At 38.4% G+C, this 18,639-nt stretch carries 19 protein-coding genes; 4 read left to right on the top strand and 15 right to left on the bottom strand.

The features are described 5' to 3' along the window. Nucleotides 1-144: 144 nt before the first annotated feature. The 6 genes from FHR29_RS08725 to FHR29_RS08700 all read right to left on the bottom strand — a co-directional run bounded on the left by FHR29_RS08725 (nt 145) and on the right by FHR29_RS08700 (nt 4,952). Nucleotides 145-834 (bottom strand): CPBP family intramembrane glutamic endopeptidase, encoded by a 690-nt coding sequence (locus FHR29_RS08725; RefSeq protein ID WP_183913860.1) that lies wholly within the window; start codon nt 832-834, stop codon nt 145-147. A 76-nt stretch (nt 835-910) separates the two neighbouring features. Further along, nucleotides 911-1,492 carry a Crp/Fnr family transcriptional regulator gene (locus FHR29_RS08720; RefSeq protein ID WP_183913857.1) on the bottom strand — a complete coding sequence of 194 codons (582 nt, stop codon included), beginning with the start codon at nt 1,490-1,492 and terminating at the stop codon, nt 911-913. A gap of 171 nt (nt 1,493-1,663) precedes the next feature. Beyond that, nucleotides 1,664-2,734, bottom strand: a complete 1,071-nt coding sequence (locus FHR29_RS08715; RefSeq protein ID WP_031288878.1) for an NADH:flavin oxidoreductase/NADH oxidase — start codon at nt 2,732-2,734, stop codon at nt 1,664-1,666. Nucleotides 2,735-2,811: 77 nt separating this feature from the next. Continuing rightward, nucleotides 2,812-3,198, bottom strand: coding sequence for a nuclear transport factor 2 family protein (locus tag FHR29_RS08710; protein WP_021190986.1), 387 nt, complete (start codon nt 3,196-3,198; stop codon nt 2,812-2,814). 132 nt (nt 3,199-3,330) lie between these two features. Next, on the bottom strand, nt 3,331-4,194 hold the full coding sequence (locus tag FHR29_RS08705; RefSeq protein WP_183913855.1) for an AraC family transcriptional regulator: 864 nt from the start codon (nt 4,192-4,194) through the stop codon (nt 3,331-3,333). Nucleotides 4,195-4,535: 341 nt separating this feature from the next. Continuing rightward, on the bottom strand, nt 4,536-4,952 hold the full coding sequence (locus FHR29_RS08700; RefSeq protein ID WP_183913853.1) for a helix-turn-helix domain-containing protein: 417 nt from the start codon (nt 4,950-4,952) through the stop codon (nt 4,536-4,538). Nucleotides 4,953-5,054: 102 nt separating this feature from the next. On the opposite strand from FHR29_RS08700, the gene FHR29_RS08695 reads away from it, so the two are divergent. Both FHR29_RS08695 and FHR29_RS08690 read left to right on the top strand, forming a co-directional pair. Next, on the top strand, nt 5,055-6,152 hold the full coding sequence (locus tag FHR29_RS08695) for an alkene reductase (RefSeq protein ID WP_183913851.1): 1,098 nt from the start codon (nt 5,055-5,057) through the stop codon (nt 6,150-6,152). A 4-nt stretch (nt 6,153-6,156) separates the two neighbouring features. Further along, nucleotides 6,157-6,858, top strand: a complete 702-nt coding sequence (locus FHR29_RS08690) for an SDR family oxidoreductase (protein ID WP_183913849.1) — start codon at nt 6,157-6,159, stop codon at nt 6,856-6,858. Between the two features lie 175 nt (nt 6,859-7,033). On the opposite strand, the gene FHR29_RS08685 is transcribed toward FHR29_RS08690, so the two are convergent. After that, nucleotides 7,034-7,639, bottom strand: a complete 606-nt coding sequence (locus FHR29_RS08685; protein WP_183913847.1) for an NAD(P)H-dependent oxidoreductase — start codon at nt 7,637-7,639, stop codon at nt 7,034-7,036. Nucleotides 7,640-7,889: 250 nt separating this feature from the next. Beyond that, nucleotides 7,890-8,753 carry an AraC family transcriptional regulator gene (locus FHR29_RS08680; RefSeq protein ID WP_183913845.1) on the bottom strand — a complete coding sequence of 288 codons (864 nt, stop codon included), beginning with the start codon at nt 8,751-8,753 and terminating at the stop codon, nt 7,890-7,892. 603 nt (nt 8,754-9,356) lie between these two features. Between FHR29_RS08680 and FHR29_RS08675 the strand changes: the two genes are divergently transcribed. Continuing rightward, nucleotides 9,357-9,869 (top strand): ClbS/DfsB family four-helix bundle protein, encoded by a 513-nt coding sequence (locus tag FHR29_RS08675; RefSeq protein ID WP_183913843.1) that lies wholly within the window; start codon nt 9,357-9,359, stop codon nt 9,867-9,869. 133 nt (nt 9,870-10,002) lie between these two features. On the opposite strand, the gene arsB is transcribed toward FHR29_RS08675, so the two are convergent. The 4 genes from arsB to FHR29_RS08655 all read right to left on the bottom strand — a co-directional run bounded on the left by arsB (nt 10,003) and on the right by FHR29_RS08655 (nt 12,550). Continuing rightward, the gene (arsB, locus tag FHR29_RS08670; protein WP_183913841.1) at nt 10,003-11,034 is read right to left on the bottom strand and encodes an ACR3 family arsenite efflux transporter; all 1,032 of its coding nucleotides are present in this window, start codon (nt 11,032-11,034) and stop codon (nt 10,003-10,005) included. A gap of 8 nt (nt 11,035-11,042) precedes the next feature. Then, on the bottom strand, nt 11,043-11,651 hold the full coding sequence (locus FHR29_RS08665; RefSeq protein WP_183913838.1) for a low molecular weight phosphatase family protein: 609 nt from the start codon (nt 11,649-11,651) through the stop codon (nt 11,043-11,045). Between the two features lie 13 nt (nt 11,652-11,664). After that, nucleotides 11,665-12,120 (bottom strand): DUF6428 family protein, encoded by a 456-nt coding sequence (locus tag FHR29_RS08660; RefSeq protein WP_183913836.1) that lies wholly within the window; start codon nt 12,118-12,120, stop codon nt 11,665-11,667. 103 nt (nt 12,121-12,223) lie between these two features. Continuing rightward, entirely contained in the window at nt 12,224-12,550 is a 327-nt protein-coding gene (locus tag FHR29_RS08655) for a helix-turn-helix transcriptional regulator (RefSeq protein WP_021192054.1), read from the bottom strand. A gap of 377 nt (nt 12,551-12,927) precedes the next feature. Here FHR29_RS08655 and FHR29_RS08650 point away from each other — a divergent pair, with 377 nt between their 5' ends. Then, on the top strand, nt 12,928-13,554 hold the full coding sequence (locus FHR29_RS08650; protein WP_183913834.1) for a hypothetical protein: 627 nt from the start codon (nt 12,928-12,930) through the stop codon (nt 13,552-13,554). Between the two features lie 55 nt (nt 13,555-13,609). Here the strand turns inward: FHR29_RS08650 and FHR29_RS08645 are convergent, their stop codons facing one another. Genes FHR29_RS08645 through FHR29_RS08635 form a run of 3 tightly spaced genes read right to left on the bottom strand, consistent with a single transcriptional unit; the run spans nt 13,610 to nt 18,637 of the window. After that, the gene (locus tag FHR29_RS08645; protein WP_260291985.1) at nt 13,610-15,835 is read right to left on the bottom strand and encodes a HEAT repeat domain-containing protein; all 2,226 of its coding nucleotides are present in this window, start codon (nt 15,833-15,835) and stop codon (nt 13,610-13,612) included. Nucleotides 15,836-15,866: 31 nt separating this feature from the next. Next, entirely contained in the window at nt 15,867-17,429 is a 1,563-nt protein-coding gene (locus tag FHR29_RS08640; RefSeq protein WP_183913832.1) for a DUF6850 family outer membrane beta-barrel protein, read from the bottom strand. 5 nt (nt 17,430-17,434) lie between these two features. Further along, nucleotides 17,435-18,637, bottom strand: coding sequence for a DUF4876 domain-containing protein (locus FHR29_RS08635; protein ID WP_183913830.1), 1,203 nt, complete (start codon nt 18,635-18,637; stop codon nt 17,435-17,437). Nucleotides 18,638-18,639 lie beyond the last annotated feature (2 nt).

Below are 18,639 nucleotides of genomic sequence, written 5' to 3'. Positions count from 1 at the left end.
ATCGTAGGTATCTCCCTTTTTGTTTGATCTTTTTAAGATAAATATGGGCTACTGATTAATTTAAAATTAGAAGTCTGGTGTTCGATATTTATTTACTGTTTCTTTTTGAGCTCTCTTAAAACAGGAGTATGGTATGCTAGACTTTTAGCTTAGTATAACTTTTTGCGCATTTTGCTGGTTTTTTCTAATGACCAGCGCAATGATCCAGATGGACAATAATGAAATGAGTAGGATGATTTTTATGGTATTCATCTCCGGGAAAAAATTATTGAGCGAGTGAAATGCAGCTACTGCTAATAAGGAATGGGTGTTATTGGCAACTTTTCCGATTCCCCAGCTGCCAAGGATTAAAATTCCCAAAAACAAGAGGTTTGAACTGCTAAGGTCAAAGTTCAGGTGCCAGATAAACCAGAGTACAGCCACGATGAATACATTTAAAAATTCCGGTAATGGCTTCAGTTGCTGCTGTAAAAATCCGCGCCAGCCGATCTCTTCTAAAAGGCCGTAAATTAAGATTGCGGTAATCGCTTCAAAAGATAGGGTTCCTTTGATAGCATACTCCGTACTTAAAATTAGGATAATGGGTAATGCCCAGTATAAGAGAAAGGGTGTGATGATATTGCTGTAGTTCCCTTTTAATGTTAGAACGGGTTTTATTTTAAAGAGAGCGAAGACGGCTAATGCCGCGATAGTGGGAGAAATACCCTGTAGGATTATTTTAATAAATCCGCTTGATATACCATTCAATAAATCGGTTTTATTGGTCAGATAGCGAAGAAGAACGGCAATGATAAAAAACGTCAGTACAGCAATATAATTAACTTTATTTTTCATGTACAATGGCTTATTTGATGCTCAAAAATAGCAAGATGATTTCGTTAAAAAATTGACGAAAGTTAAGAAATGCACATTACACGTTTTTTTTTCTAATCCTGCTCAGACTTTCAGCTGCTATACCGAGATAAGAGCAGATGATTTTTAATGATGTTCTCTGGAAAATCTCGGGACGCTCTTTGATTAATTTTAAATATCTCTCGGTAGGGCTGAGCGTCAGTAAATTAATCTGTTCGGATTGTTTTCTGATAAACATGGCATCTGAAGTAGCCTTGCCAATGATTAGCCCTGTAGTGGATCTGGAATATAAGGCATGCAGATCGCTATGGCTGATAGACCATACGAGCGATTCTTCTAAAGCCTGCGTCTTGATAACCGTTGATGATTGGGTAAGAAAGGATAGGTAATCACTGAATAATTGTTCCTCGTAATACAGGTTAATGCAGATATCTTTTTCTTCTGCCAAAACAAAGTGTGCAACGGAACCGCTAATTAATATGTTGATGTATTTTTCTTTACTATGATAATCTTTTATTAACTCATTTTTTTTAAAGGTGCGCACCTGTACATATTTTGCAAATTCAGTCCATAGTTTCAGGTCCGCTTTGTAAAATGGGTCAAATATTTCTTTTACTCGTTGCGGTGTAGGTTGCTCCATACGTAGTCTTAATTCTTGATCTTTTTTTAGCAGTTTATCATCAGTTGGACGGTTGATGAAATATCGGTCAACTTACGAAATATTTTCTTTATATAAACTCGTTTGTTTAGGAAAGTGAGCGGAAACGTTAGTTAAATAATAAGGAGGTTCAATATTGAACCTCCTTATTATTTAAAATGCGAGTTCATAAGGTTTCGGGGTAGGTGGTTGTGAGCGAAGTTCTCCTGCAGCTGCTAAGGCAAAATAGGGATTTCTTAAAAACTCTCTTCCTATGAAGATCAAATCGGCATCTCCGTTTGTCAAGATGGTTTCTGCCTGATGTGCATTCGTGATTAAACCTACTGTACCAACTATTAAATTGTCTTTTATTTCTCTTTTGATGGCACTGGCGAAAGGTAATTGATATCCTGAACCGACTGTAATTTTAGCTTTAGGTACTGTCCCACCCGTCGAAACATCAACAATATCGATTCCAAATTGTGATAACTTTTTACTTAACCATTTTGAATCTTCAATTGTCCAACCCTCATCCATCCAATCTGTTGCTGAGATGCGTACCGCAATTGGAAGATTTGCAGGCCATACTTCTTTAATTTTATCAATGATTTCAAATAGAAAACGCGAACGGTTTTCTCGGTTTCCACCATATTGATCGGTTCTTTTGTTCGAAATAGGGGATAAGAATTCATTGATTAGATAACCGTGTGCACTGTGTATTTCTATCAATTTAAAACCAGCTGTTAATGCTCTCTTAGTGGCATCTGCGAAAGCTTGTTGCACTGATGTGATATCTTCTGAACTCATTTCGCGTGGCGTTTGCATGTCTGGAGAGAATGCTATTGCAGACGGAGCAATAACTTCCCATCCATTTTCATCATGAGGCATCAACGGATGACTGTCACGTCCAGATGCCCATGTGCTTCCTTTTCTACCAGCATGTGCTAATTGGATTGCTGGGACACTGCCAGACTTCTCTATAAATGATGCAATTTTAGTAAGCATTTCAATATGATCATCTTTCCAGATTCCCAAGTCTCCAACTCCAATGCGTCCATCGGAATGGACTGCTGTCGCTTCGAGCATGACAGAACCTGCACCACCCATCGCTCTAGAGCCATAATGTACTAAATGCCAATCATTGGCAAAACCATCATTAGCCATATACATACACATGGGCGACGTTACGATCCTGTTTCTAAAAGTTACTGATTTTACAGTTAAAGGACTGAATAATTTTGACATATCTAAATTTTTATAACGAATTTTCACCGGAAAGGAAGGTCTTATGTCCAATGAAAAGTTGAAGTAATAGTTTTTGATTATTTCGTGTATAGATGGAATAGTTTTGAAACAATTTTCCATTCTCCATTTATTTTTATCAGGGAGTGATAATCTGTGAAATCTTCATCTGCGGCGTCGTGTTCCATTTCAACACGAACTACCGCTGTGGTGGACGTTTTGTGTAACACCGTAAGATTGGTTTGAATATTTGGTGCCGCACCAAATTCTTGAACGTAAGCATAAAGGTTCTCTATACTACCTTGTGAAAGGTCGTGCTCTAAATGACCATACATAACAGCATCTTGATGAAATGCTTTTTTTAACTGTTCGATATTGCCCGTTTTTAGCCCATCCACGTATCCTGCTACAATGGCTAACACATCTTCGTAATCTTGTACAGTATTACTGTTTTTATTTGTCGACATAATTTTATATTTTTTAATTTATGTTACAAATTTACAGACGATAAAAGGTTTTCATTTTTTTATAACGTCCAACTATTTATTCTATTAAGTCCAAATGAGCAGGAGAAATCGGGTTTGATGGCCATCTCTATTTTAATGACGAAATACGGTCGGTGCTTGTCCGTGGTATTCTTTAAAGATTCTCGAAAAATGTGAAATGTTTTCGAAGCCCAGAGAATAACAAATTTCTGAAACAGGCAATTGTGTTGCCTCTAACATTTCCTTCGCTTTTTCAAGACGTTTTTCCCGAATCCATGATGCAGGAGTCATATTGTAAATGGCTTTAAAATCTCGTTTAAAACTGGATAGGCTTCTGCCGGATAGATACGCTAATTCTGGTAAAGAAACTGGTGAGGCATAATGCATGTCCACAACATGACGGATATCTGCCCTCACGGGCTCATGCAACTGTAAAATTTGGAGAAACATATTCCGATTCCCCTCAGCGATGTCATAGAGTAATTCCATGATCTTAAGGCGTAATTGTCCGGGCTGCACAACAGAATGATCTAAAAAATAAGGTTTCATAGAATTTGCAAAAGCAACAAGGCACTCATTCATCGGGTAAACTCCCGTCTTTATTTCTCCTTCAATTTTCGGAACCTTTATTTCAGACATAGCTAAAAATGATTTTAATAAATCATCTTTGATGCTGAACATCAGGCTGTCATAGATATTGTCATTATCGGGGTTACCAATTTTATCGTATTTGACCGCCGTTGCCTTTTTTAGCAGAATCATTTCATTTTTACCGACAACATACTGCTGCTTGCCATAAGTTAGCGTTGCAGATCCTTCGAGCACTATCATGAGGAGATGCTCTTCCAAATACATCGTTCCCTTAGCTTCCATACTATGGATGCATTGCTCGATAATAGAGCATCCGTCGAGCATTAGCGCATTTTGAGGAGTAGGACCACTTATTAATGATGTTGGCACTTTGATCATTTTTTTCATAAACGATATTTATAGCTCAAATAATGAAGGAAAAAAATAAAATGGACAACTTATTGATGACCAGTGAAGTAAAAAATATAATACAAATATATTGAAATAAATAGCACTTAACTTTTCTAATTAGTCCTTATATTTTGACTATTTAGTTCAAATAATTGACCAGTTTATGAAGGTATAAGTTTTCCAACATCTAAATCATGGGGCAGGAGATCTGCTTTTTTGCTTAAAAGTTTTAACAGAATTGCTATTTCTTATTTTAAAAATAACTGAACTTTGCGTAATTGTACGAAAGATCTCATAGGTGAATTGATCTCCTGCTTGTCATCTTAACTTTTATAATATCAGTGCTCTACCTTAATTCCATCCGATAATACTTTCTTTTGCGCTTTTATAAAACCCTCTTTATCCTGTTTAACCGCTTTAATGATCTCTTTCTGTTCTTTGGGTACCGTGTAATATTTGTCTACCCATAATTGCATCTCAATCAATATCGGGAGTAAATCGATACCCTTCTTAGTAAGGGTGTATAAAACTTTTGCTTTGCTTTCCGGATGATCCAGTTTACTGATCAGTCCATTTTCTTCCAGCATTAATAATCTTGAAGCTAAGATATTGGTCGCTATCTTCTCGCCAGATTTTAAAAAGTCGCTGTAGGTGCATTGTTTCAAGCGCATTAAATCCCGGATGAGCAATAAGGACCATTTATCTCCTAGAATATCCAGTGAACAACTGATAGGGCATTGTGATCTATTTTTCATAATAATGTATTTTTTTTAAAAAACACTTGCGTTTTGCAAGTTGAATTTTATATTTGTACTTGCAAAATGCAAGCAAATTTACTATTTTAAATTATTAATACCATGGAAAACAGTGTAATATTTAATTCTTACCATAAAAATGGATTACAATTGCGGAACCGGATAGTGATGGCTCCCATGACCAGAAGCCGTTCTGATAATCCCGAAAATAAAGCAACAGCGTTGACTGCGCTGTATTACAAGCAACGTGCTTCTGCTGGACTGATCATTACCGAAGGTACATTTATCAGTCCTGAGGCAGTAGGTGTTATACATGTTCCTGGAATTTATACGCAAGAGCAGATCGCAGGCTGGAAATTGACCACGGAAGCAGTACATGCTGAAAACGGAGTCATCTTTGCCCAGCTTTGGCACACTGGAGCATACTCGCATCCTGATCTTCATCAGGGTAAAAAACCGTTGGCCCCTTCGGATGTAAATCCAGAGCAGCAGGTTTTTACAGCAACGGGATTTAAACCTACTGTCGCTCCTCAGCCCATGACGGTTGCTGATATTAAAAGAACGGTTAATGATTTCAAACAAGGGGCGCTTCATGCTTTTGAAGCTGGATTTGACGGTGTTGAACTTCATGCTGCCAACGGCTATTTACTGCAGCAGTTTTTTAGTAAAAATTCTAATCTGCGCAACGATGAATATGGGGGTTCGATCGAAAATAGAGCGCGCATTCTTTTCGAGATTTTGGATGCCATAAAAGAGGTTGCCGATATCCGTAAAGTTGCGGTTCGTCTCAACCCTTCTTTAAACGGTATTATGGGTATTTTGGTCGACGATGAGACCATTGCATTTTACAACTATCTAGTCAATAGGCTGAATGATTACGATCTGGCTTATCTGCACTTGATAGAACCTTTTACTGATGTTTCCGGAAACGCCAATGCTATCCAGGAAGTTGCCAAGCATTTCCGTCAGCTGTATACAGGAACGATCATCATTAACCGCGGCTTTAATAAAGATACGGCCAATCAGGTTATAGGTGATGGTGATGCCGATCTGGTATCATTTGGTGTACCCTTTATTGCAAATCCTGATTTAGTGGAGCGTTACAGAACCGGAGCTGCACTAAATGTTCCGGATCAGAATACCTTTTATACCCCAGGTGAAAAAGGTTATACAGATTATAAGACTATAGATCAACAATAATAATATGAAAACAACAGGAAATACCATATTCATCAGTGGCGGAAGTGCCGGAATAGGGTTAGCGATCGCTAAGAAATTAAATGCAGCAGGAAATAAGGTTATTATCAACGGCAGAAATGAAGAACGGCTTCAAAAGGCGTTAAAAGAACTGGATCAGGCAGTGGTTATTCAGGGAGATCTGTCGGTTGAATCTGATAGAATCCGTATTGCCAATGATTTGAAAACAAATTATCCGGATGTTAATATTATCATCAATAATGCTGGTGCTGCATTTGCTTATCTTTTGAGTGAAACTATCGGAGCACATGAAAAAGCAACTATTGAGATGAATACCAATTATTTCAGCGTCATCCATTTTACAGAATTGCTCATTCCACATCTTCTTCAGAAAGCTGAAGCGGCTGTCATTAATATTTCATCAATAGCAGTGTTTGGAAGCCATGTGATGCTGCCCACTTATGGTGCTACGAAAGCAGCGCTCCATAGCTATACTGGCGCATTAAGACAGACCTATCAAGATCAGAAAAAGCTGCAGGTCTATGAAGTTTATCCGCCTTTGGTCGATACCGAATTCTCCGCAGAAATAGGAGGGGCAAACGGTATTCCTGCTTCTGAGGTTGCTGATGAATTGTTTTTAGCTTTGGAAAAAAATCAATTTGATGTTCCTGTAGGAGATACCAAACAGTTTTTCAAGGAAACTCACTAGTCACCAGAAACGGTTCTTCATTTTAGCAAAAAATGAGGAGCCGTTTTAAGTAAATGCTCCTAATTTCAAAGTAAAAGGAAAATGATCATCATTACAGTTTGAATATAGGGAATAGGACTTACTATTGGGCGCGTCCTCGCCATTCATTTACGCTGTTATGCATCTATGAACGTTGTTAAATTTCAAAAACCTGAGCTAGATGTGCCGGATAGTCTTTAAGGCTTGTTGCGATATCACCCTCTTTAAAAATATCAAAACAGTTATAGTCCGAGACAACTTCTACGCCGCAGAATCTGTAATTACTTGTTATATGCATTAAATAATCAGCAGTGCTTATGCCTCTAAATAACTGTTGGTTTTCATCATTAAAACTTGCTTCAGGTGCATTCCAGGTACTACAGACCATAAATTTTTTACCTTGCATTTTACCTCCTGTTCCATATTGTCGGGAGAGATCATCTCTGGTTCTGCCATCACCTGAAAGAAATTTTTCACTGAATAAGCCGCTATTGAATACTTCATCTACATATTTTTTATAGATCCATGGAGCGCCAAACCAATTAATCGGTGTTTGTAAAATGATGATCGCGGCTTCCAAATGTTTTTCTACTTCCTCGTCTGCGTTGTATCCTTTCTCGATATTCGTCTCGATGACCTCGTAGCCCTTTGATAAGAAAAATTCGTGCGCCACCTGTATAAAAGCGCTATTGAGTGCTCCCTCTGACCAATTGGGATAGGGCAGATGTGCATTGATTAAAAGTACTTTTTTTATAGTTTCCATTTTATATTTAAGCATTGATAATAAAGACTGTTTTCTGTTTTGGCATATCCCCTGTAAAAGGTGTGCTATTTTATCTTGCTGACAAAAAATAGTATAACTGTACAGGGGTTAAATAAATCTGTTCGCGTTGTTTTTTTTATGAAACAAAATTATTAGATGGCAGGTAATGGCAAGGAAACAGACTACTACAAAAAAGGAAACAAATTACAGGACGTAAATTTTTTAGAAATTTGGGGTCAGAATTAACGGATTATTTATTGATCAGGGACTGACGGTATTGCCGAGGGGTAAGATTCACCTGTTTTTTAAAGAACTTGGCAAAATAGTTTGGGTACTCAAATCCAAGTTCATACGCAACTTCGGTACTATTCAATTCTTTTTTGATCTCAAGCAATTCTTTAGCTTTTATTACTACAAAATCATGAATATTTTCAAGGGCAGATTTATTTGTTAAATGTTTGATGATATCGCCCAGATAGTTGGCCGACAAACCTAATTTATCTGCGAAATACTGTACTGTTGGAAGCTGCTTGACGGGTTGTCTATAGTACTCGTGAAGGTGCTGCTGAAAATCTGTCAGGATTCGGTTGTACTGCTTTGGATCTGTTGAAAACTGTCTTTTATAAAATGCTTCTACTAAAGAGACCAGTACGTTGACGTAGGATAATAAAACAGTATTATTTTTCTTTTTATTGTTGTAATAAGGCGTCATCAATTCAAATACCGTACGGATTTCTTCCGCTTCCGTTTCGGTCAGGTACAATGCTTCATGCTGTCCATAATCCAGGTAATTTTTGAATAAAAATCGGTTCTCCGCAATGATCTTCTTTGAGAGCTGTAGATACATTCCTGTATAGGTGGGGAGCGGTGCTATATCCCAACCATTTGCGAGGTTAGGACTATTGAAAAAAACGGCTGTAATGGGCGTTGCATCTGGCGTATTACTATAAACCAGATTTATCTTTATGGAAATCCGATAAAAATCTATTAAAACAGGATCTGATGTAGCCCTCATGCGAAGTGGCTGATAATACCCGATATCTATATCGTCATCTAACGGTTCTTTTAAACCTACATACTGATTATAAGACGCAAAGTTTTCGAATCGTATCATACTACAAATATATATAATTCAAGTGCTGCACGCGTAAATTATTTATTGCAGAGGACAAGAACGTTCTCATATTCTTGATTTCTTAAATGTATACGGTATTTCATGCCAGATCAGTAATATTGGTAGTTTAAAGAGTAATATGTGTAATTTATTCTTCTAAATCATGCTGAATTTTGTTATTAGGATTGGCTTTGTTTATTAACTATTCTATAGCATGCTACATTGTTGTCATTTTAAATTTGAGCTTTTGGTATTGAATTTAAAACAAGGTGAAATAGTCTCTCATTGGCATGGGCAAGTGAAGATAGCGTTTTTGATGAAATAGCGTGTTTCAGACATGGGGTAGGTTAAGTAAAGTACGAAAATTATTGTCTCAATAATCGGGTTTTCCGCAAATTTTTTGGAAGGTATTTTGTAACTTTAGGAACCAGTTTGCAATTCCTTTTAAACTATTATAGCGGTTCTATAATGATTCGGTAGGAAGTCAAATTGCGGTTCCAATTAGATGATGATGAAGAACCGGATATATTTTTGAATGTGATGATTCTAAATAATTTTTAACAATCACTTGATCGTATTCCTATTTTTCACTGAAAGAATTTTATGCCAGTTCCAACAAATAAATCTGAGCTACAATTAGCAATAAAAACAAATTACGATAAACTGAAAAAGGACTTAACTACTGTTCCCTATGAGCGGACAGCAGTGAAGGATATGGAAGGTCATGGTAAAGGTACATTAATGAGTATCAACGATCTGCTGGCTTATTTGGTAGGGTGGGGAGAGCTGGTGCTCAAATGGAACAGGCTAAAGGATCATAAGGAGGAGGTGTCTTTTCCTGAGTCTGGATTTAAATGGAATGAACTTGGTCGACTGGCACAAAAGTTTTACGACGACTATAAGGATGACGATTTTCATGTATTAATGGATAAGTTAAGTCATACAGTAGAGGCGATATTAGCATTAATAACTAATAAGTCAAATCATGAATTATATGAAACAGCCTGGTATGAAAAATGGACCTGCGGAAGAATGATCCAGTTCAATACTTCTTCTCCTTATGCCAATGCGAGAAATCGAATTCGCAAGTGGAAAAAAGAAAATGGTCTAAAATAAACAAAGCACCTTAATTTGATAAGGTGCTTTGTTTATTGCAGGCGTGATCATATCTGAGGAGGCATATTCCATTTTTTGTTTAAATACACAACGATCAAAAATAGGAGGAAATGCGAATGCCACCATGCTAAACCTAACTATCATATTTCTTTTTGAGCCAAAGACTGGCACGTACTAAGAGGATGAGGACCGGTACTTCAATCAATGGCCCAATAACGCCCACAAATGCCTGTGGGGAATGTATGCCGAAGACGGCTATAGCTACTGCAATGGCTAATTCGAAATTATTTCCGGTAGCCGTAAATGATATGGCCGCATTCTTATCATAGGCGACTTTCATCGATTTATTGATAAAAAAACTTATAAAAAACATCAGTACAAAATAAATCACCATTGGTATTGCCACTTTAACAACCTGTATGGGCAATTGAATGATCTGTTCGCCTTTTAAACTAAACATCAGCACAATGGTAAATAATAGCGCGTATAATGTGAATGGCGATATTAGCGGTATGAATTTTCGATGATACCAGTTTTCACCTTTTATTTTGGGGAGAAATCTGTGACTTAAAAAACCCGCTAAAAAGGGTATTCCTAAATAGATTGATACACTTTTTACAACTTCGCCCATCTCTATCGATATCGCATACTTTGCAAATCCAAAATAGGAGGGCAAAACATTGATAAACAACCATACGAATAAGCTATAGAACAAGACTTGAAATACGCTGTTTAAAGCAATTAGAAGTGCTGCATATTCGCGGTTTCCTTTTGCTAAATCATTCCATACGATCACCATCGCAATGCATCGCGCGAGTCCGATCAGAATTAACCCGACCATATAATCGGGTTCATTTCTTAAAAATAGCACTGCCAGTATAAACATCAAGATGGGTCCCACAATCCAATTTAGTAAGAGGGATAAACGCAGCACTTTTTTATCTTTGAATGCCAAGGGCATTAAATCGTAATTTACTTTAGCGAGTGGAGGGTACATCATAACGATTAATCCAATTGCCAATGGTATATTGGTGGCACCAATGGACAGCTGATCCATTACATCTGAAATACCGGGAAATAGATTGCCTATTAGTACACCTAATCCCATCGCCAGGAAGATCCAAAGCGTGAGATACCGGTCTAGAAATTTCATTTTTACCTGCATCCTATATTTTATTTAATTTGTGAAAAGACGTAAAACATTTCAGAAGCAATTTCTACGCTTCTATTCTGATAGATCTCATCCTCTTGCGCGGTATGGTCTGCTATTTTAGGATCTTCAAACGTAATCGGTATCCGTTTTTCTGCTCCTGGAATAAAAGGGCATCCGCCATCTGCCTGTGAACAGGTCATGACTGCTGCAAAGTTGGATTCAGGATTGAAAGGGGAGTCGTATTTCTTAGAGAAACCAATCATAGGCAAAGCATTTTTATCATACTTGAAGGCATAAACCGGATTTAAGGTCTTGGAAATGATCGTGACCTCAAGGCCAGCATTTTCGAGTGTTGCGGCAATTTTAGGAAACAGTGCCGTCTCTTCAGTACCTCCTGAATAACAGGTTAAGTTTGGTATTTGGTAATGCGCAGCAGCAATTTGTGCCCAGACCTGAGAGAGGTGACTTCGACGGGAGTTATGCGTACAGATGAAATTGATGTTGATAGCTGAGCCAGCTGTAACTTTATCCTGGATATAATCAATCAGGGGCTGCAACGTAGATTTGCGCCCTTGATTGATCGTTAATTTCAGTATTTCCGAAATGGTATTTACTAGTTTCGCGTTCATGTCGTTCTTTTGATTAACAACAACCAGATCCTGGTGTACAGCTGTTTGAATTTGAACCGACTACTTGCAATGGATTGGGGATATCACAGGCATCTTGTGCCAGACAGGCTGTGGTTTTGTTCGTTAAGACGAAATTCTTACCATTGAATTTTAAACCGTATTTTCCAATTGTACCACGCTGATATTCTACTTCTATCTCATGATCTCCAATATTCAGTTTTGTTTCTGAGAGTTCGATGATGTGGATCAATTTTCCTGGTTTCAAACGATGTTCATAATCATCGGCATTCCATAACTGGAAATTTACGGTGTTTTCAGTACGCGTAACACCACCGCAGTCAATAAAAGTTTTACTAATCTGACCGACTTCGGTTACGTGGAAATGCTCTGGTACAAATGTTCCATCTTCTAATTGGAATTCAACATTTTCTAATGTTGGAAGAATCTGTTTGATTTCTGATAATTTCATAGTATTTCTATTTTATTATATCGTTATATTACGATGGTTGTGGGTGAAAAAAGATTATATTATTCTGTTTTTTTGTTAAAAAGTTACGTGCCGTAAGGACTTTCTAGCAACATTTTTGATTGTTTACAGATAGAATAATGTTACCAAAATAGGCTTTTAGGATCCCGAAAGTTTTTTCATCAATGCAGTAACAGATGGATGTTCCTTCGATATTCCCTTTTATTAATCCCGCATTTTTTAGTTCTTTTAGATGCTGTGAAATTGTGGATTGTGCCAGTGGTAATTCATCAACAATATCACTACAGATACAGGCATTTACTTTCAATAGGTATTCGATAATGGCAATACGAGCAGGGTGACCAAGTGCTTTCGCAATGTTGGCAATGTTATTTTGCTGGTCGGTAAAGTGAATCGTTTTTGTAGCGCCCATGGTATGATGATTTGTACATCGCAATATTACGATTAATGAATTGAATTCTAAAAATTTTTTCTGAAAAAGATTTATAAATGACAAAAAAATACTCTTAGGTGATAAGAAGGGTATCTTGATGAAGCCTAAATACAGCGACGATTAGCATTTCGCTGTTCTTTATTCCAGACTTAACAACTGGTATGACTTTTTTAAAGCCTATGGTCAAGTAATGTCAATGAGGAAGCTGCACACATTGTAGTTTGCGTAATCAATCTGGTTTTTACTTGTTAAAAAAAATGGGAAATTTGAATAAATATGACCGGATTGAAGGCTCATATTAGTAGATAAAACCTTACCTTTGTTTAGAATCAATCTACACAAATATTAAAACAAAAATGAAGAAAATTATCGTCCTATTGTTGTTAGCACTTGGCAGCGGAAGCCATGGTATTGCACAACAAAAAGCAAAAAGAGAAGTTTTACCTGCAGCGGTCCAAATTAAAATAGCAGTACAAGCAGCACCGACAGAGTTCAGAGAAGGAGCACAGGTATATGGTTATGATAGTGAAGGTAAGTTTGTTGTTTTAAGAGCGGGTACTAACGATTATATCTGCCTGGCACCAGATTATAAACTTCCCATGTTGTACGCTTATGCTTATCCGAAGAGTTTAGAACCATTTATGGCTAGAGGTAGAGAATTGATCGCGCAAGGAAAGCGTAGAGAACGTGATGATATTCGCGAGCAGGAATTTAAAGCTGGTAAATTGATCATACCACAACAGCCGACGATGCTATACGGTTATTGGGGTTCTTTGGAACAGCTTAATAAAGAAACCGGAGAGATGGCTGATGCCAAACGCCGTTATGTACTGTATGTTCCTTTTGCTAAAGCAGCCGATTTAGGTATGGCAAATAAACCTACTGTTCCGGGTATTCCATGGTTGATGGATGAGGGTAGTTACAAAGCACATATCATGATTAATCCTGCAGATATGGGCCATTCGCACGGACCTGCAAAATAAATTTTTGAGTATAAAAAAAGTGCAGCCTTTTTCAAGGCTGCACTTTTTTTATATCCTATTTCTTTTCTTTTTTCATGACATGTTTAGTCTTGAGTGCTTGATCTTTTACTGCTTGGGGAACTTTATCGTCCTTTAGGAGCTGATCACAGGTATTGAAAATGGCGTCTCTTTGATAAGAAAGGGGAAACCAGCTCATTGCTTCTAATGCAGCAATGCGGATCGTTTCTGATTCAGATGGGTCTGCAATAAGCGTGAGCACCGTTGGTACTAAGCGATGGAAACGGTAAAGGCGCAATGTTGTGATTTCGCCAAGGCGTTCTTTCTCGGTCTGTTTTTTGTCGCGTATGTTGGCTTCCATTTTCTCCAACTTGGTGCTGTTATAGTCAATATCTTTCAAAAGTTGGTCACTTAAGTTTGCAGCATTATAGATGCTCTTATTTTGACGCACTTGATTTTCAATTTCTTTTTTTAGCAATTCAGGATTGAAAAATGTCATATTTGTTCTCAATCGATAATTTATACGTTCGGAATGCGGGTCACTGACATAGAATGCAATAAGGTCTTTTGCAAAATCATCGCCTCCAAATTCTCCTAAATCATACACTGCTCTACGTCTGATAAATTCGTAAGAATCATTTTTTGCAGCATGTAATACTTCAAAATATTGCTCGTTTTCATAGTTTCTAAGAAGTGCAAATGCTTGCATTCTTGTCGTTTCGAAAGGTGAGTTAAAGTAGGTATTCTTTAAGATCTGCGCCATCTCGGCTTCAGGTAACTGTTTCTGTAAATACACGAGAGCTAATGACTGCAGGTCGGCATCATTTTCTTGCAGTAATTTTTTCCAGTAAGAAATTTTTGCTCCACTAACAATCGCATTATTGATTTCCTGGCTTCGTTTACTTGTAAAATGAAAAGTAGGATCGCCGAGGATATGGGTCTCGAGATAAGCAATGTGTTTGAACCAATTGCCTACACGGACACCATGTTGCAAGGTACCCATCAGCTCTGCCGGCCACAAATCTTGCAATACGCCAATACTATTGGCAATGGCAGCAACATTTTTATTTTCCGAGAAGGGGTAATAGCCTGCTAAATAATTGTCCAGGTGGAATGAACCGGTTAAACAAGAATTGAGGTATACCAATCTTGCCTCTATAGCTGCATCTTTGACATCCCATATTTGAACGTCAAGGTTGTCATTGAAAACCGAGTCTGAATCCATAACCGCTTTTTCAAACGCGTTGGTCATCCATTTATCCGAAACTCCTAATGAAGTCTTGAAACTTTCTTTTACTTTTTCGACATCTCTTCCATCTTCTTTTGCAGCTCTGATTTTGGAACGTAAATAGCGTCCTACATTTTCCATAGAAGGCTGCGGATTGGATGCGAGTGGATAACCATTGATCAATTGTAGTGTTGCGGTTCCATGTCCGGTCATAAATGCGAAATCAAGTCCTTCTCGTTTTAATTCGCGAAGCAGGTTGTATTTCATGAAATCCGCGTTTCTGAAATTCAAAAACTTGATGGAATTTCCGGGTTTGTACAGATCTGGAAATTGTGATTTCAACGCCAGTACATCGCCAGCAAACGAGTTCATTGAATTGGAGTTATAACCATGACCGGTAGAAGCTACCATATCAGTAAGCGGATTATTCTCTTCACGCAAGGTTACTAATTTAGTGAGATAAGACTTGATTTTTTGCGTGGCATCTTCACCTTTTTCTACAGGTGGTTTGATACGGGCAGAGTAGATGTCCATCTCAATGTATTGTGGCGAAGTGCCATTGAGACTATAGTAATAATAGTGGGTACGTCCTTTTGCTGTGTCTTGTTTTATGAAATCCAGCTGTAGATCGAAATCATCGTAATAACGGTCGGACGGTACGGAGGATTTATCCCATCTTATTTTTTGATTCATCTTAAAAGCAGATGTCAGGTACTGCGCATCGCGGATCATAACGATAGGAATATCGCCAATTAGGACTGTTCCTTCAAGAGCTTGTTTACCTTTATATAATTGCTGCAGCTGTTCGCGGATCTGCTCGGGTTTCTGCCAATTATGTGCTATGATGTAGGTGCCTAATCCATCTTTCTCGATGGATTGGCGATAGGCCATAACTTCAGCACGTGCACTTTCAAAAGTTTTGCTGTCAATAACAATTGCAAAGCTTGTTTTTGATTGTACAGATGGACGGATCAGCTCTTGGCCGTAGCTATAGGCAACGGCGGCGAAAGAACTTAGCAGTAGGATTGCTTTTTTTATTTTAATGGTATTCATCATGTCTATTTTCCGGATCTTTTTTGAGTGTAAATTAAAATGTATTGATGCCAATTGATAATTGTGTCATGTATCGGTTGTCTCCTTTTTGAATGATGCCGCTGTTATTCATAGCGCTGCTGATCAGTCCGGAAGCTTTTATGTAAAGCTGATTTTCTCTTTTTCCAAAGGGTTTCAAATGGTATTTGATATGTGCTTCATTTGTCCAGGTATTGACCTTGTTGTAATCGTGCATGGGAAGAAATACTTCATGGGCAACGAAATTACTGGAGTAGGATTTGTCGGTGTACAAAATTTCATCGTGAACAAGAAAGTCATAGGCAGATTTAAGCTGCCAGGATAGGGCTCTTTTGTTTGACAATGGATAGCGTTTATCAAAGCTTAGATCCAGATTGATTTTATCGATCAGCTGTTTGTTCTTTGGGTTTGCATATCTATTATCAAGACTATGATAAGCGGCAGTCCCTTTTAACCACCAATCAACCTGACCATCTTTTCTTTCTTTACTCAATAAATAGGAGAGACGGGTATTGTTTCTTAACATGGTGCTCATGATACTGGAGTATACGGTCTCATACTGCTTGGTATCTGGATTTTGTATTTGATGATATTCCGTATTGTCCATGTCTTTCAATGTCCATGTTAGCCCGATCTGATGGGAAGTTCTATTTATTTTCCAATCGAAGGAAGAAGATGCCTGATATTGTTTAAAAGCGTGTTTTCCTGCTTGCTGTAAGTAGATGCTCCCATCTGTGACGTCCTCGTATCCATTGCGGTAATCCAAGTTTATTGTCCATTGTTTTCCGGCACTGCGATGAACGTAATCCACTGCTCCGCCCAATGTGCGGCCTTCATAGGTGCGATTGTAACCTACCGTTAAGATATAGGGCGCACTATTCTGGTACTCGCCGGCTCCTAATAAGCGATATAAATTAAACTGACGGTTTTTTCCAACTGTTTCTATACTCAGATCCTCTTTATAGAAAAAGTAATTTCCTGTAAGCCCAACGATATTTTGATCATCAAGTTTATACGTGATGCTGGGCGACAGGCTGAGGTTGCTGGAATTGTCAAGTGGTCGTGGATCTTTCTGCCGAGCTCCGGTCTGCATATCGTACTGAATACGGATACCCGCATTTATTCGATCATGTGCAAAAGTCGGTGTGGCGACCTGAAGCTGTAAGCCATATTTTTGTTTCTTCCAATCGGCAGATAGTGAATCGATCAGTTGGTAAGGGTTGTCACGGTAGGGATCGGTGTGTGCCGTGAGTCCTACTTCTTTATCTTTGCTGGATTGAAAATTGAAATGACCATAGAAGGTCCAATCGTTGAGACGCTGATAACGAGCTGACGAAAAATTGACTCCCTGGGTTGACTTTGAGCTGTAAGGCGAGCGGAAGTCTCCACCTTTGTAGTACGCTCCAATTTCATTTTCTCCCTCTAATGGAAGGGTCATATAGCGTAATAGTGCCGCATTGGAACTTTTGAGTAGGGGTTCTTTGATTTTAAAATAATCGAATGTTGGTACTGTTTGTGCCATAGCAACATGACCAAGACCGAGTATCAGATATATGCTGGCAAATAGGTTCGTTTTCATGATTACTATTTAATTTTTCTTGGTGTTGGATTGTTGTTTACTTCAAAATCTTCGGATGAATTGTTGGTATCCATCAGTACAGCCCGTTGTCCGATTGTACTTTTGACTTTCCGGATCACCGATCTGCCGGAATTAGCAACCCCGACGTAAGTCAGTCCGGCATCTACCGTTTCGGGCAATCGTTTCTTGTCCATCGTGATGGTAGAATTGCCGACGCAATCTACGGCATCGAGTACCGCACGCACTGGTACCTGTAGAAAACGTGTTGTACCGCTTACATTAGGTTCTGTCATCGAGGGGAAATCAGCTACTGAAGCATCTCTGAATAAAACTAATCCTGCACCATTGATCCCAATATTCCAGTCAAATCCAGCAGTGGTATTGTAATATTGATGGATCATGTTAGGGACATCGGGGTTGTCGGTATCCCGTATATTAGTACCTGTAGGATTGAAATAGGTCTCAAAGTCAGCAATACCTTTTCCTAGGTCGGTCGGGGAATTGGGGTTACCGTTTGGATCTGTTTTGTGATTAAGTGCTGTAACAGCAATTACAATAGATGCTCCAGGTTCTACCGGATATTCTTTACCTGAGCCGGGAACCATCCAAGCCTGTGCGAGGTAAACATAGTTTTTGTCTGGATAAAACCCATAGACTGAATTGGATGATGTTTTTGTATTTCCAACCACGAGACTATCGGCATATTGCACCGCTGTGCTATTGTTGTATATTTCGATGAAGCCATCATAGAGATAGTTGGTTCCTGCGGGAGTTTTTGATCCGGTATAATAGAATTCCTTGATCACAAATCCGCCAGCTACACTTCCAGTTAATTGGATCGTACTGGTTGCCGCTTCGGTGATCCGAAGGGTCGGGATGTTGCCATTGCAGAAGATTTCTTCGGCAATACCTACCAATTGTTCTGCTTCTGCAGGGGTGATCGTTTTGGAAGCAGTGACGGTATAGATACCGGGTGTGATATCCGTCATACTGATACGGCCTTCACTATCGGATCTGTATTCTTCACTGGCTCCGGTAATGGTATTTTTAAGTGTTACTTTGACTTCACTTGCCAGCTTTGTGCTGTAATTTTCGGGATAATGTACGGTAAAATTATAGTCCAGTGTATCGTAGCTGTAATAGTCTTTACGACAGGAAGTCAGCAAGAATAGGAGCCCGCTTAGGATCAGTATATGAGTGTTTTTCATGT

This window comes from Sphingobacterium sp. JUb56 (assembly GCF_014191365.1).
Lineage (GTDB): Bacteria > Bacteroidota > Bacteroidia > Sphingobacteriales > Sphingobacteriaceae > Sphingobacterium > Sphingobacterium anhuiense.
The sequence above is the reverse complement of the archived record's forward strand: the minus strand, read 5'-3'. Positions and strand labels throughout refer to the sequence as shown.